Below are 13,438 nucleotides of genomic sequence, written 5' to 3'. Positions count from 1 at the left end.
TGGCAGTTGAACTGTTGCATCTGGTAATGGACAAACAATGACTTGAATCTCAAAGAAATCCACTGAAAAGCAATCTGAATTCGCCACACGGACATAAATGGTTTGCGGATTACTAATGGGCAGATAATCATTGGGGTCAACAATTGGATTCTCTCCAGTATTGGCGTCTTGTTCTGATTCGTGAAATGTCAAAAGCAGCGAATCATCTATGCCCGGTAAAGCCGTGTTGAGATTTTGGGGCGTCGGGAATTCAGGAAATTTCAATACACGTATCGGAAGTTCCGCTTCATTGTTGAGCTCGTTGAGTTCTGAGACAATGCCAACACCGCTACCAGTATCATCAGCAACAATCCGAAGATCAAACTCATTGGGCACCGCCTCAGGAATGTTCAAAACAATGCTCTGCGATTCTTGCCCTTCTATAGGCAGTTCTGTCAAGGTGACTGCGGTGCCGATCAGGACTGCGTCAGCATAAAAAGCAATTGGCGTTCCTTCCGGTAAAACATCGGTACTGTTTAAATTGTAGATGGTAAAATCCACCTCGAGTTGTCTGACACCGCATGCAGGGTCCACAACACTGTCAATGGTTGCAGTAGCATCTGGCAGTTGACTGTTAAGCACAGTGACAATATTGTTGATCATCACAAAATCTTGCCCTGAGGTAAGTTGTATCACTGCTGAGGTGTCTCCGGGTTCTATATTGTCTTCAATGCTGTAAAAGTCAATGTCCATATTGTAGAGCACATCCGATCCGGTGAAGGAATTGGTGCTGTTAAAAGCATTGTCTGCAGGGTTTAAAGGTGGATTGCTGATCACATCTCCGTTGATGGTGAGGGTTTCAGTCACGCTTAGGGCTGCATCTCCTTCCCAAGCCAAAAAACCAATTTTAGCGCCTTCATCATCCAGTACGTTTAAGCTTTCTAATTCAATACTGATGGTTTCTGGAACGCGTTCCAAGCCTTCGTAGACGTTGAGCTGATTCAGTGGCAGGTCGGGATCCTCATAAACGATAACTATGGACCATCCCGCAAAGTTGGTTCCTGTAGGGCAATAAGTGTCTATGATCTCGCTGAGGTCTAATTCCGATAGGGTATAGGTGTCACTTCCAATGGACTGAACCAGTTCCGTTATGTCTGTCACTGCTGCAAAAAAGGAGCGTACATCGTCTAATTCTAGGGCAAAGGTTCTGTCGGGCCTAATCTCAATTCCGTTGAGCTCCACGTCAAAATCGCCTTGGCCAGATCCCGCCCAATATAGCAAAGCGTTGATCACAACTTGGTCTGGCTCTAAGAGAAGATCAGCACTAGAGCTGGTAAGAATCTCACAAGGAGCGCCACCGCCATTTTCCGCAGTATTTAAGGTGTTGCCGATTGCCGTGTAGTCAAAACGACCGTTGAATTGATTGAGCAAACTGACTTCCTGGCCAAAGCCAAGGCAGTACCAAAAGAGCAGGAGTAGCCCTAAGGTGGATTTCAGTTTCATAGCTCGCTGATTTTCTTAAAGATATAAATATTTCTTTAGCGGACTAAACTAAAGTGCGATCTCAGTTCGCGTCCATCCTCAAAGATCACGCGGAACCAATAGTCGCTAGAAGGCATCGGGTTCCCGTTGTAAATTCCGTCCCAACCTTGTCCTAGCGGATTGAGTCTTGTGAGCATTTTCCCATAACGGTCGTAGATATAGATTTGAGCTCCAGCTTCAAAATCGCGGCGTACACCCAGCACTTGCCAAAAATCGTTTACGCCGTCACCATTGGGTGTAAAATAGTTGGGAAAACCTAAAACAGAAACGATCTGTTCGCTAATACCACAGCCCAATCGATCTCTTACGTAAACGGTATACACGCCAGGAGGAACATCGGTAAAGGTATTGGAAGCCTGATAAGGTCCCGTAGGGTCGTTTAAGGCGTATTCATAATCACCCGGTCCGCTGGTGTTGATGACTAAGGTGTTTGTTTCTGAAAGGTCTGTGACTTCAATACTGTCAATCGTTGCCGGGCGCGAACCCACAACAGTGATTGTGCGTCTTTTTGAGCAACCTTCGGGATTGATGATGTCCACAAAATATACGCCAGCTTCATTGATGGCGATGGTTGGAGTGATCTCGCCCGTAGACCACAAATAGCTATATGCCTCTATAGGGCTGTCATTGTCAATAATTGGACCCACATCTAAAGTTATGGTTTCAGGGAAACTGTTCAAACAGTACAGCTGCTGATCTTCAGTAACGATATTGGGAAGGGTATATACCTCCAAGAAAATACGTGCGATCCCAAAGCAATCGTTGTCTTGTTCCAAACGGGCATAAATAGTTTGTGTGAAGGGATCCGTATTGGTATAAGGACTTGTGATTGGGTTGCTTTCTGCCAGTACATCTTCTAAGCTTCCGTAGAAACTTAAGCTGAGGTCTGGGGGCAATCCATCCAGAATAGTGGCTTCCGTCAAACTCAGATCAAAGGCAGTTATACCGTCTTCTGTAGCATCATCACATTGACTCAAAAAGATGTCATCAATTTGTTCTCCAGCAACAATAAGTTCCAGTGCTGCAATGCTGGCACATCCCGCCTGGTCAAACACTCGGGCAAAGATGGTTTGCGGATTGCTCAAGTTGGTATAAGCGGTCTCTGGTAAAGGCGATTCATTGTTCTGGGCTTGCAATAGAGTCTGATGGAAACTCACATCGAGTCCGTCTGCGCCACCAGTGAGTTCGGGAATGGCTTCGGTTAAATTGAATACGCTGAATCCGTCGTTGTTCCCATCAGCATCGCATTGGGTCAGTAAACTGTCAAAGGCATCCGGCAGCGGATTGATGATCACATTCGCTCGTCCAATGATCGGGCACTCGCCATTCATTGGGTCGATCTCTACCCGATAAAGCCCAGAAGTAGTCACCTCCAGGTCAAAATCAGACTCAGGAAGAACTACATCGTCCAAGGTCCAAACGTAGGTTGCTCCGGGAATTTCTGGGGCGACAAGCGTGAAACTATCTCCTTCACAAAGATTCAAGGTTGTGGCTGATTCGCCGTTTTGAATAATGTCTACTGTATTTAAGAATAAGGATTGAATGAACGGTGGCAGTCCGAAGTTACCCGTACGACCTCCTAGAGATACCGCCGCACGTTGATAGTTTGCTCCAGTTCCAGGTGTATTGGGCTCATTAATAACATCTAAAGAGGCTTGATTCAAAATTACCCTATAAATGCGTCCATCAATTCCTAACTGTAATGCTCCTGTTGAATTATCATTGGTACTTAAGACCGTTCGTGTGGCTGACGGGTCAGGTGCTGTGAGGTCATATTGGTAAACCTCTCCAAAGTCAAAACCGTCACTATCGTAAACTCCGGCACAGGTGTAGACCAGGTTAGAATCCGGAGAAAACTCCAAGCCGTAGGGTGAGTTGCCACTTACATCCAGATCGAGTCCGCCTGAGGCAACGCCTGTTGCGGTATCAAAATCGTATACGAACAAGGCTCCTGGAGATCCTGCATCGCTGGCTGGGTTTTCATTTAATGTGGCGTGCGCAATAGCCAATTTACTGCCGTCAGGGCTGGATTTTAAATATCCCAATGCATTGTCTCGGTAGCCAATAAGCGGAACTTCGGGTTCTACTACCGATTCAACCGGAACGGGATTCACGCCCGCGCTGCCCACATCATAAGCATAGAAACGATCCACAAAGTGAGTGATTACCCAAATGGATTCGCAATCTGCATTGCGCACCGCGGTGATCTTTTCTGAATTGGTCGGTAAGAGATTGATGTTCTTTTCTGTGGTCACTATATCTCCGAGGCCACCGTCTAGATCCATATTTACGGTGGAGTAGTTCAATCCGCGCAACGCGGACGGATCATTTTCTCCAGGGAACAAACCGTCAACGGTAAAAATATAATAGAGGTTGGGTTCCTGCGGATTGGGAACAATAATGGCCGATTGCGTTGAGGTGTCTTCTCCCAAAAGGCCAGTACCGTTAGGCATTACCTGATGGTCCCTGTTCCAAACTAGGGTCCCGTTGGTGTAAAAAAGCAAATTCCCTGCACTGTCACTAATGGTTGCACAGCCTTCGAGTGTTTCTAAGGCGCCATCAGTTAAAGGAGTAGGCGGGCTGGTGTTGAAATTCAGTCCCGCACGCGATCCGAAATACCAATTAGCAGCTTCTCCTTGCGCCTGTAAATTAAGGACACAGCCGAAGAGCAGTAAGGAGAAGAATAATAGCTTTTTCATTGCAATGAGGTCATGGCAGCGGCAAAATAGCAGCTGCCAGTTCGCTAGCGCGAACGCCTCAGCAAGATACTATAAATCTCGTTTTTTCAGGATGACCAAAGACCAATAATTGAACAAGAAGGTCCAAACCGATACAATCGCTATTTTGAATAAGGTCACGTTGTAGGTCTTGGTAAATTCTGCTCCCAATTGTGTAGCTGCAGATTGCACTGCGTTGAAACGCGTAAACGGTTCAATGATCAAGTTTTGCATACTCATCAGTGGGAAGAACTGAACTACTTGAGCGGGTAAGTCTGAATTATCCGGGAGCTTAGAGACCATAATTCCGTAGATGGCCCATTCTATGATCCACCAGATCAACAGAAATCCAAGGGCAAAAGCTGAACGTTTCACCAAGACGCCTAAGAACAGACAGAAGGAGAAGAATGCCAATAGCTTCAAGAAATAGGCAAAGACATACTCCAAGTCTCTAAAGATGATTCCAAACTCGGTGTAGTCTGAAAAGATCAGTCCTAGGATTAGGGATACAATGAATATAAAGGCCGTAGATACAGCGGCAAAGACAAATACGGTAATGAACTTTGACAGCACAAACTCGCGTTTGCTTAGGCCGTCAATCAGGTTCTGTTTGAGCGTTCTGTGCGTGTATTCATTGGCCATCATGGATACGATCACAATTGCTAAGAACATCTTAAGCAGTGCTGCGATCCAAGTGTTGAAGTGCCAAATGAACGGGAAATTGAAAATCCCCTGATCCGCTAAACGAAAACTAAAATCTCCGAAGTTGAATTTGATAGACGCCAAAAGCGACATCAAAGAGATCAAGATAAAGTATACGGCAGTGATTACTCGAGCCGATTTATTGTGGATGAGCTTGTGGTACTCGATTCTAAAAAGTCTAAGCATGCTGTTCAATTTTGGCGGTTAATTCTAAGAACTGTTCTTCCAAGCTTTCTTTACGCTTGTCAAGTTTGGACAATACAATGCCCTCTTTGAACAACATTTCATTGAGCACGCTGGCTTCTAAAGGTTCGCTGAGGTAGGCTACAAGAGCCTCGCCCTCTTCTTTAATCTTATTAAAACTTCCGCTTCCTTCTAAGTAAGCACGTAGCCTAACCATATCCTCGGCTTGCAAGGTGAAGAAGCCGTGACTGGCGTTCATGCCTTCCACCGGTCCGCTGTAAAGCGAAACTCCTTGGCGCAGAATTACCACGTGAGAACACACTTTTTCAACCTCGTCCAATAGGTGAGAGGCCAAAAGAATGGTCGTTCCTCCCTTGGCAATCTTTTTAATGATCTCTCTAATCTGATGGATTCCTTGAGGATCTAAACCGTTTGTCGGCTCATCCAAAATTAAGATCTCCGGATCGTTGAGCAGGGCAGAGGCAATCGCCAAACGCTGCTTCATTCCTAAGGAGAAGGTTTTAAAGCGACTGTCTTTTCTGTCCAGAAGGCCAACAAGTTCCAATTTCTCCTCGATCTTATCTTCAGAAACACCTTTGATCTTAGCCACTAAAGCCAAGTTCTGTACCGCACTCATGTACGGATAGAAATTTGGGCGTTCAATGATAGCACCAACGCGCTTAAGCGCATCATGCGTTGAGGTGCTGCCGTCGAACCAGGTAAAGTCACCTGAGGTTCTGTTTACAACATTGAGTACGATTCCAAGGGTCGTCGATTTTCCACTTCCGTTAGGCCCGAGTATCCCGTAAACATTGCCTTTTTCAATGGTGAAAGAGAGGTTGTTTACTGCGGTCAGCGGCCCAAAACGTTTGGTGAGATTGGTAAGCGTTAGGATGGGTTGCATTTATGGTTGTTTAGTAAAACTGATGTCTGTAAGACGAACCAGCCCCATAAATGTTACACGCTAAATGGAATCCTTTGGGAATTGTCTTTAAGTGTTCTGTTCTCTATTGAAGTATACCAGATAGTAATACATCTGCCGCTCTTCATCCCAGCCTTTTTCAACAAATTTGTCAGCACTCTCAGGATTGATGAAATCCATTTTGATCTGAATATTGGTATCCAATTGGATCACATTCTTGATCTTTTTACGTGCTGCGGATACGGCTGTGTTCGCAATAGAAAAGTCAGAGAGGTCTTCCACACTGTACTTAGGCCCGCGCTCTGCTTTGTAATGTTTGAACTCCGGGATAAGATCTGGATTGTCAATAACCTCGTTGAGGAATTTGGTCTCTTCAAACTGATCGTTCTTGGCAAAGTGATTCACCGCACGATTCATAAAGAGTACTTCTTCTCGTTTGTCCTCAGCGGGTAAAACGACATCCTTGGCAAAGTCTTGACAAAAACGCAGGTATTTCTTGGTGTAGAAATTATCATCAGCCAAGGTCTCGACGCCCAAAAAGCTTTCCAACCAATAGCGCGCATCATAACGGTTGCTGTCTACACTTAAGATCTTATATCCGGTCTCCTCTTCCACATTGAAAACAATGCACCCCTTGTCTAGTTTATTAAGGTTGATCCCTTGCTGCAAGTGCATTTCTAGCTGTTGTCCTCCTTCTTGAAATTGCAGGAAGTCCTGCTTCAATTCGGACTTAAAGATCCCCACACCGTCAACCTTTTGGTTATCAATTTGCAGGTTCTCTAAATAAGCCACGTAGACTTCTCCGTTTTTGATATGCGGATGCTCACTTTGATTGTACAGATGTGTAGTGATCTTAGTACTGACCTCGTGGGCATTGTCTGGATTGCTAAGTAATTCTTTGACTAATTTGTACAACTCGTGGTATTCCAGATCTACATCATGCGTAAAGCTCAAATAACTTTCTTCTTTCTCTCGGAAGGGTTTAAAGAAGAACTCCCGAATCAAGGGGTTGAGTTCATCAGTGAGTTTACATGGAGCACCAGAGAGGAATAAGCCTTCTGCGCGTGATTTATTCCCTACACGGTGTAGGCTTAGTGAAGCGATCTGAGCGCTGTATAAATTGATCATAAGTCTAAAAGGAAATTAATTCCAGGAATCGATGTCTAAGGAGTCAAAATCATCGTCTTCAAAATCCATACCATCTCCAATTTCACCTTCCATGGATTCACCCACAAACTCCTTGTCTGGAGCTTCTTCTGGCAGTTCCCCATGAACGTACATCAGGTTTGGATATTGCTGGCCTGGCTGAGGTTCTGCAATCTCTGCCAACTCCACCAAAAAGGTCCACATGGAAAGAAAGTCATAAACGTAGATCAATTTGGTTTGATCTTCGTCAAGGACATCTTCTAACAGGGTTTCTGCCATGATACGAGTCGGTTCAGGACCTTCTGACATATCAAAAAGGGCGATCTCTTCGCCTTGTTGCCATTCATCATCGCTGATGTAAAAAGAAGCCATTTCCTGTCCGCCAAAACCAAAGGCTTGAGTGATGGCGTTATGAAAGTCTTCCATAGTGGCGTCTTGGAGGATCTCCAGATCTCTAAAGACGTCTTCTTGGGTATCTAAAATGATTCTGAATCTAAAAACCATAAGGCCGTAAAATTAAGATATTTTGGCAGTTTTCCTCGGAATAAGGACCTGTAAAATCAGATAGCTTTGCAATCCGAATAAAACCGCTGCAAATACTAAGTGAATGGGCTGTGTTAAGAAGGGGAAATCAAAGTAATACATGGCGATTCCGGTCAGTACTTCGATCCCTAAAATTGCCATGATACCGTTCATACCGTAAAGATTGTAGCCATTCTTTTGATTACCACGCCATAAAAACACATTGATCAAAACCACCAGAATGGAAAACGAACGGTGAATGTAAAAATTGAGTTCTGGATAAGCCAGCCAAGCCTCTTTGGCTTCATATCCCACCATTTTGACTTGATCGTCCACAAATTGGCGTACTTGGGTTCCCAAAACAATTTGGATCAACGTCAAACCGAGCGCTGCCCAAAGCAGTGCCTTATATTTTCCAGTGACTCCTTTCGGCCGTTGTTTTCCGATGGCTTGCCTTAAGATCAGTAGCAATACTAAAACTATAAGCAGGGCCATGACCATATGAATGGTAATTCTAACAGGCGCTAGAACGGAATAAACCACAGTGGCTCCCAACCAGCCTTGAAATCCGATCATAAACACACTCAACCAAGAGAGTAGGGTGAGCCATTTGTTTTGCTTCCATTTCCAAATGGAGAGGATGGCCATAATTAGAATGGCCAGTCCAGATAACGCTCCGAGCAAACGGTTGATATATTCGATCCAAGTATGCCATACATTGAAAATGGCATAGTCGTGCTCTGTATAGGCTTCCCAATTGGCTGCGGAATATTCGCTTCCCGTGGTAAAATCTGCCTTAGCAACTTCAAGGGCTTCATCTTTGATGATGACCTGTCCCTTTTTGAATTCCCTGTCAGCTTCCCAGAGCAAGGTGGCTTCATCCGTAGGAGGAATATAATATCCGGACAACCCATACCGCTTCCGGTCATACGCACAACCGCTCCGGCAATGATTACCAAATAAATCAAAATCAGTGATATCCTTACAAAGCGTACAAACATCCTATTGCGGTTTTAGGTTTAGTGAAGCTCCTTTTTCCAACATAAATGCCTTAGCAGCTTCGTATTCGTTGGGAATAAGTCCGTCCAAAATGGCTTCTTTAATGGCTTCCTTGATAATTCCAATTTCTTTAGATGGTGGCAATCCAAAGGTTTGCATGATCTCTTCACCACTTACTGGTGGTTGAAAATTGCGTACGTGGTCTTTTTCTTCAACGGTCACAATCTTTTCTCGAACCAATTGAAAGTTCTTGTGGTAACGTTTGAATTTCTTCGGATTCTTGGTGGTGATATCCGCCTCGCAAAGCGTCATTAAATCATCTACGTGATCTCCGGCATCAAAGATCAAACGGCGCACGGCGCTATCGGTGACCTCTGTAGCTAACACAATAGGGCGGGAGCTCATTCGAACCATCTTTTGAACAAACTTCATCTTATCGTTCAGCGGCATGCGCAAACGCTTAAAGAGTTTGTAGACCATTTTAGAGCCCACAAATTCATGACCGTGAAAGGTCCAGCCTTGTTTTTTATTGAACTTCTTGGTTGGCGCTTTGCCAATATCGTGCAGCAGTGCCGCCCAGCGCAACCAGAGATTCTCTGTGGTTTCCGCGATATTGTCAACCACTTCCAAAGTGTGCCAGAAGTTGTCTTTATGACGTTGTCCTTCTACCTCGTCAATTCCTTCTAAGGCGAGTAATTCTGGCATTATGTGTTTGAGTAAACCTGTTTTATGCAAAAGCCCAAAACCGATGGAAGGCTTGCGTGTCATCAAGATCTTATTGAGTTCTTCTACCACCCGCTCTTTGGAGATAATGGCAATCCGATCTGCCTGCGCAGTGATCGCCTCCAAGGATTCTTGCTGAATTTTAAAATCCAATTGATTTGCAAAACGGATCGCGCGTAACATGCGCAAAGGGTCATCGCTATATGTCACCTCAGGGTCTAGCGGCGTTCTAATGATCTTGTCCTTTAAATCCTGCATCCCTTCAAAAGGGTCCAGCAATTGTCCAAATCGTTCTTCATTCAGGCCTAAGGCCAAGGCGTTAATCGTAAAGTCGCGTCGGTTTTGATCGTCCTCTAAAGTGCCGTTCTCTACAGCGGGATTACGAGAATCTTCAGTGTAAGATTCTTTTCGCGCTCCAACAAACTCCAGTTGGACATCGCCGTGCTGAATCATGGCCGTTCTATAGGTTTTGAAAATGGAGACTTTAGGTTTGTCAGGCAGTGCCTTAGCCACGGCTTTAGCTAAGTCAATTCCACTGCCAATGGCTACTACGTCAATATCTTTATGCGTTCCGCGATCTAAAAAGAAATCACGCACATAACCCCCGATCACATAGGCTTCCAAATCCAATTGGTCAGCAACCTGGGAAAGGGTAGTGAAAATAGGTGCGCTCAGCGCTTCTTTAAAGTGGGTTTTGTCTTGCATTTACTGTCGGATCACCTTCACGGCTCCATCGGCACTCAGCTTAATGATACTCGAAGGTTTGGCCGCTTTTCTATCGCGGTGCAAATTTACGACATAGTCAACGCCTTCCAAAATAAGTGGGTTGATTTCTGAGAAGGTTTTGGCCGTAGGTTCTCCGCTGATATTGGCCGAGGTAGAAACCAATGGACGCTTGAGTTTTCTGATGAGTGCTTTGCAGAAATTATCATTGACCACGCGTACACCCAAACTACCGTCTTTGGCAATGACATTTTCTGAAACACGGATGGCGTTATCTAAGATCAAAGTTGTGGGTTTGTCTGCGTATTTCAAGATCTGAAAAGCTGTTTCGGGTACTTTTTCAAAGAACTCGTCCAACATCCGCAGTGAATCCACCAAACAGATCATGCTTTTTTCAGCCGGTCGTTGCTTGATCTCAAAAAGGCGTTCCACGCTGTCATAATTGGTGGAATCACAACCCAAGCCCCAAACAGTGTCTGTAGGGTAGGCAATGGTTCCTCCTTTTTTTACGATTTCAAAGGTCTTGTCAACTTCTGCTCTCATAATTAAATCAAAGATTTGTAGACTTCTATGTATTGTGCGGCTGCAGAATTCCAGTGGAATTTGGCTGCCTGAGCTTCAAAGGCTTTACTTTTTGTTTCTGGGTCGGCGTTAAAATCGGCCATGCCTTCTTGAAAGACTTTGGCCATGGCTTTTGGCTCAAGATCATGCCAGTAATAAGCAACAGTGCCTCCAACTTCTGGCAAGGAGGTTCTGTGGGCCAAGAAAACAGGCTTCCCAAACTTCATTGCCTCAATAGGAGGAAGACCAAACCCTTCTCGTAAACTGGCAAAAAGGAAGGCTTTACAATTGGCCAACAGGAATTGCTTTTCCCGGTCATCGACTCGGCCTGCTAGGATCACTCGATCTTCTAATCCGTGCTTTTTGATGGTCTCACGCACTTTATCTCCATAAGCTCGGCTGTCGTTCCCAGCAATTACCAAACGCTCATTAGGCAGTTGGGAAAGCATTTCTACCAAGAGGTGAAAGTTCTTTCGCTCCCAAAAATCACCTAAGGTGAAAAGAAAGTCTCCATTAATGGCTGTTTGTGGTGTGTAGTTGCTTAAATCCAGCAGTTCACCGCTGGGGTTGCCGTTGAGTATCACGTGCTCCGGAACTTTCGGAATTTCAAAGTACTGATGGGTGCTCTCTTTTGCAAATTCTGAGATATACGTAATGGCTTTGGCCCTAGCCAGTTTTTCTTTAAATCGCAGGTTTCTGGGATGGTCCAGATCGTTAGAGATCTCATCTATAAAATTCACATCGTGAATTGTGAGCACATAGGGCAAATCTCTTTTAGGCTCTACTTTGGTATTTTGATTGACCGAATGCCAAACATCGTATTTCTTGCGAATCTGCGCCCAATCATATCGCCGCAAGTCCATATAGTATTTGTAGTCAAAAAAGTCTCCAAACTCTGCCTTCAAGGGTTTCAAATCTTGGGCATGCACTACAAATTTTAAATCGGGATCGTTACAGGCCTTCAGCCCGCGTAGCAAATGCAGATTGAATTGCCCGAATCCTGTGAAAGGATTCTTCAGGTTGTGCATTTCTAAAAAGATACGCTTGGGCATAAAACTGCGAGCTTTAAGTTTTGACAAAGGTATTTTATTTGCTGCAGTTCTAAAGAATTATAAATGTATTTTTGCAGCAGATGGAACAGGCCTTTCATTACGATTTTACCATTGCAGAATCCTTTTTAGATCATCAAAAGGAGGTGCTAACTTGCGTGCTTCAATTTGAGCAACACGGCGAACTCTTTGGAGACGGGGAACGCAATGAGATCAGACTCTTTGATGCCCTGGGCATGCGGGTCAATGTAAAGCGTTTTAAAAATCCGAATATTGTCAATACTTGGGTTTACCGTTATATAAGACCTTCTAAGGCAGAGCGTTCTTTTACCTATGCGGAAAAGCTAATTAAATTGGGTATCGGAACGCCAAAACCAATCGCTTTTGCCGAGAACAAGTATTGGAACGGACTCAAGGACAGTTACTACCTCAGTGAACATTTGGAGTGTGATTTGACCTATCGCGAACTAGTTCACGATACAAACTACCCCGATCACGAAGCTATTTTGCGAGCCTTTACACGCTTTACCTTCAAGCTACACGAGAGTGGGGTACTTTTTAAGGATCATTCTCCGGGTAATACTTTGATCAAAAAGACTGCTGATGGTTATGAGTTTTTCTTGGTGGATTTGAATCGGATGGAATTCAAAACCCTATCTAAAGCGGAACGTATTTTGAATTTTGCGCGTTTAACTCCAGTAGAAGATATGGTGCGTGTAATGAGCGATGAATATGCTGCTTTAGCAGGCTATGACGCGCAAGAGACCTTTGAGCAAATGTGGGGCCATGTGAGTCGCTTTCAGCATAAATACCACCGCAAAAGACGCCTTAAGAAAAAACTACTCTTCTGGCGAAAGCGATAATCTCTTGAGTTCTTTATAGCGCTCCCAAACACTGCGCGCATTGAGCTTGGCCACAACGAATCCTCTGGGGCCGTCCAAAATTCCCAAGCGTACCAAATAGTGATTGATGAACTTGTAAATGGTTTTGAAAATGTGCTTGAGCGAATTGTAATTTTGCCCGCGATGATGCAGTTCCAAACCTTTCATTTTTCCGTAAGTGATCATTTTGGAGCGATAGGTCTGATAATCGTCAAAGAAAAAATGATCCAGTTTATTTTTAAGGATGCCTACAGGTTGAGGGAGGTCCAAAGTTTCGTGAACCAATTTTTCAGCTCTGTATTGGCCTTTTGTTCTATCAAATAAGCGCAGCGCCTTGTCTGTCTGTAAACCGCTAAAGTTTAGTTTTTTGCGCTTGTAATAAAATTGACGGTAGATCTGATAGCCGTTGGCCAAAGAATCCTGTTTTAAAAGATCCTGAATTTCTTGGGCCAGTTGGTGAGAGACTCTCTCATCTGCATCGACAAAGAAAACCCAATCGTGTTGGGCCAATTCCAAGCAGTAATTGCGCTGACTTGGATAGTCTACAAACTGCTTTTGCACGCAATGCACTCGCGGATCTTGTTGCAAAAACTCAAAGGTTCCGTCATTACTAAAGGAATCCACAGCAATGATCTCATCAGCAAAGGCGAGCGTGTCGATAACATCCGGAAGATGCTGTCTTTCGTTCTTTACGATTAATAAGGCGCTGAGTTTTCGCATGAAAATTACGTACTTTTGAGGCGCTCAAAGTTAGGATTTGAAAAGCAATTCTAGAACCTCAGGAGACAA

Annotated in this window: 12 protein-coding genes; 1 reads left to right on the top strand and 11 read right to left on the bottom strand. The window is 44.4% G+C overall.

The features are described 5' to 3' along the window. The 10 genes from HRT75_RS12460 to HRT75_RS12415 all read right to left on the bottom strand — a co-directional run. The coding region (locus HRT75_RS12460) for a gliding motility-associated C-terminal domain-containing protein (RefSeq protein ID WP_291187270.1) at positions 1–1,482 on the bottom strand (1,482 nt) is incomplete at its 3' end. 35 nt (positions 1,483–1,517) lie between these two features. After that, on the bottom strand, positions 1,518–4,220 hold the full coding sequence (locus tag HRT75_RS12455; RefSeq protein ID WP_291187267.1) for a T9SS type B sorting domain-containing protein: 2,703 nt from the start codon (positions 4,218–4,220) through the stop codon (positions 1,518–1,520). A gap of 69 nt (positions 4,221–4,289) precedes the next feature. Further along, entirely contained in the window at positions 4,290–5,126 is an 837-nt protein-coding gene (locus tag HRT75_RS12450) for an ABC transporter permease subunit (protein ID WP_291187264.1), read from the bottom strand. Beyond that, the gene (locus HRT75_RS12445; protein ID WP_291187261.1) at positions 5,119–6,027 is read right to left on the bottom strand and encodes an ATP-binding cassette domain-containing protein; all 909 of its coding nucleotides are present in this window, start codon (positions 6,025–6,027) and stop codon (positions 5,119–5,121) included. The genes HRT75_RS12450 and HRT75_RS12445 overlap by 8 nt, the downstream gene beginning before the upstream one ends. An 87-nt stretch (positions 6,028–6,114) precedes the next feature. Then, positions 6,115–7,173, bottom strand: a complete 1,059-nt coding sequence (locus HRT75_RS12440; protein ID WP_291187258.1) for a nucleoid-associated protein — start codon at positions 7,171–7,173, stop codon at positions 6,115–6,117. A 15-nt stretch (positions 7,174–7,188) separates the two neighbouring features. Next, positions 7,189–7,695, bottom strand: coding sequence for a hypothetical protein (locus HRT75_RS12435; protein ID WP_291187255.1), 507 nt, complete (start codon positions 7,693–7,695; stop codon positions 7,189–7,191). A 12-nt stretch (positions 7,696–7,707) separates the two neighbouring features. After that, the gene (locus tag HRT75_RS12430) at positions 7,708–8,622 is read right to left on the bottom strand and encodes a COX15/CtaA family protein (RefSeq protein WP_366665070.1); all 915 of its coding nucleotides are present in this window, start codon (positions 8,620–8,622) and stop codon (positions 7,708–7,710) included. 93 nt (positions 8,623–8,715) lie between these two features. Beyond that, on the bottom strand, positions 8,716–10,140 hold the full coding sequence (locus HRT75_RS12425; protein WP_291187252.1) for an HD domain-containing protein: 1,425 nt from the start codon (positions 10,138–10,140) through the stop codon (positions 8,716–8,718). After that, positions 10,141–10,701 (bottom strand): L-threonylcarbamoyladenylate synthase, encoded by a 561-nt coding sequence (locus HRT75_RS12420; protein ID WP_291187249.1) that lies wholly within the window; start codon positions 10,699–10,701, stop codon positions 10,141–10,143. A 2-nt stretch (positions 10,702–10,703) separates the two neighbouring features. Further along, on the bottom strand, positions 10,704–11,798 hold the full coding sequence (locus HRT75_RS12415; RefSeq protein ID WP_291187247.1) for a glycosyltransferase family 1 protein: 1,095 nt from the start codon (positions 11,796–11,798) through the stop codon (positions 10,704–10,706). Between the two features lie 53 nt (positions 11,799–11,851). On the opposite strand from HRT75_RS12415, the gene HRT75_RS12410 reads away from it, so the two are divergent. After that, entirely contained in the window at positions 11,852–12,631 is a 780-nt protein-coding gene (locus HRT75_RS12410; RefSeq protein ID WP_291187244.1) for a lipopolysaccharide kinase InaA family protein, read from the top strand. Here HRT75_RS12410 and HRT75_RS12405 read toward each other — a convergent pair. Further along, positions 12,608–13,369, bottom strand: coding sequence for a glycosyltransferase family 2 protein (locus tag HRT75_RS12405; RefSeq protein ID WP_291187241.1), 762 nt, complete (start codon positions 13,367–13,369; stop codon positions 12,608–12,610). The genes HRT75_RS12410 and HRT75_RS12405 overlap by 24 nt on opposite strands. Positions 13,370–13,438: the final 69 nt, after the last annotated feature.

Source organism: Gilvibacter sp., from assembly GCF_013214815.1.
GTDB lineage: Bacteria > Bacteroidota > Bacteroidia > Flavobacteriales > Flavobacteriaceae > Gilvibacter.
Note: the sequence above shows the minus strand (reverse complement) of the source record. Positions and strands in the feature narration are given on the sequence as shown.

Coding starts and splice junctions, on each gene's coding strand:
- HRT75_RS12425 (WP_291187252.1), bottom strand. CDS start 10,140: ATGCAAGACAAAACCCACTTTAAAGAAGCGCTGAGCGCACCTATTTTC.
- HRT75_RS12405 (WP_291187241.1), bottom strand. CDS start 13,369: ATGCGAAAACTCAGCGCCTTATTAATCGTAAAGAACGAAAGACAGCAT.
- HRT75_RS12450 (WP_291187264.1), bottom strand. CDS start 5,126: ATGCTTAGACTTTTTAGAATCGAGTACCACAAGCTCATCCACAATAAA.
- HRT75_RS12435 (WP_291187255.1), bottom strand. CDS start 7,695: ATGGTTTTTAGATTCAGAATCATTTTAGATACCCAAGAAGACGTCTTT.
- HRT75_RS12455 (WP_291187267.1), bottom strand. CDS start 4,220: ATGAAAAAGCTATTATTCTTCTCCTTACTGCTCTTCGGCTGTGTCCTT.
- HRT75_RS12440 (WP_291187258.1), bottom strand. CDS start 7,173: ATGATCAATTTATACAGCGCTCAGATCGCTTCACTAAGCCTACACCGT.
- HRT75_RS12445 (WP_291187261.1), bottom strand. CDS start 6,027: ATGCAACCCATCCTAACGCTTACCAATCTCACCAAACGTTTTGGGCCG.
- HRT75_RS12410 (WP_291187244.1), top strand. CDS start 11,852: ATGGAACAGGCCTTTCATTACGATTTTACCATTGCAGAATCCTTTTTA.
- HRT75_RS12420 (WP_291187249.1), bottom strand. CDS start 10,701: ATGAGAGCAGAAGTTGACAAGACCTTTGAAATCGTAAAAAAAGGAGGA.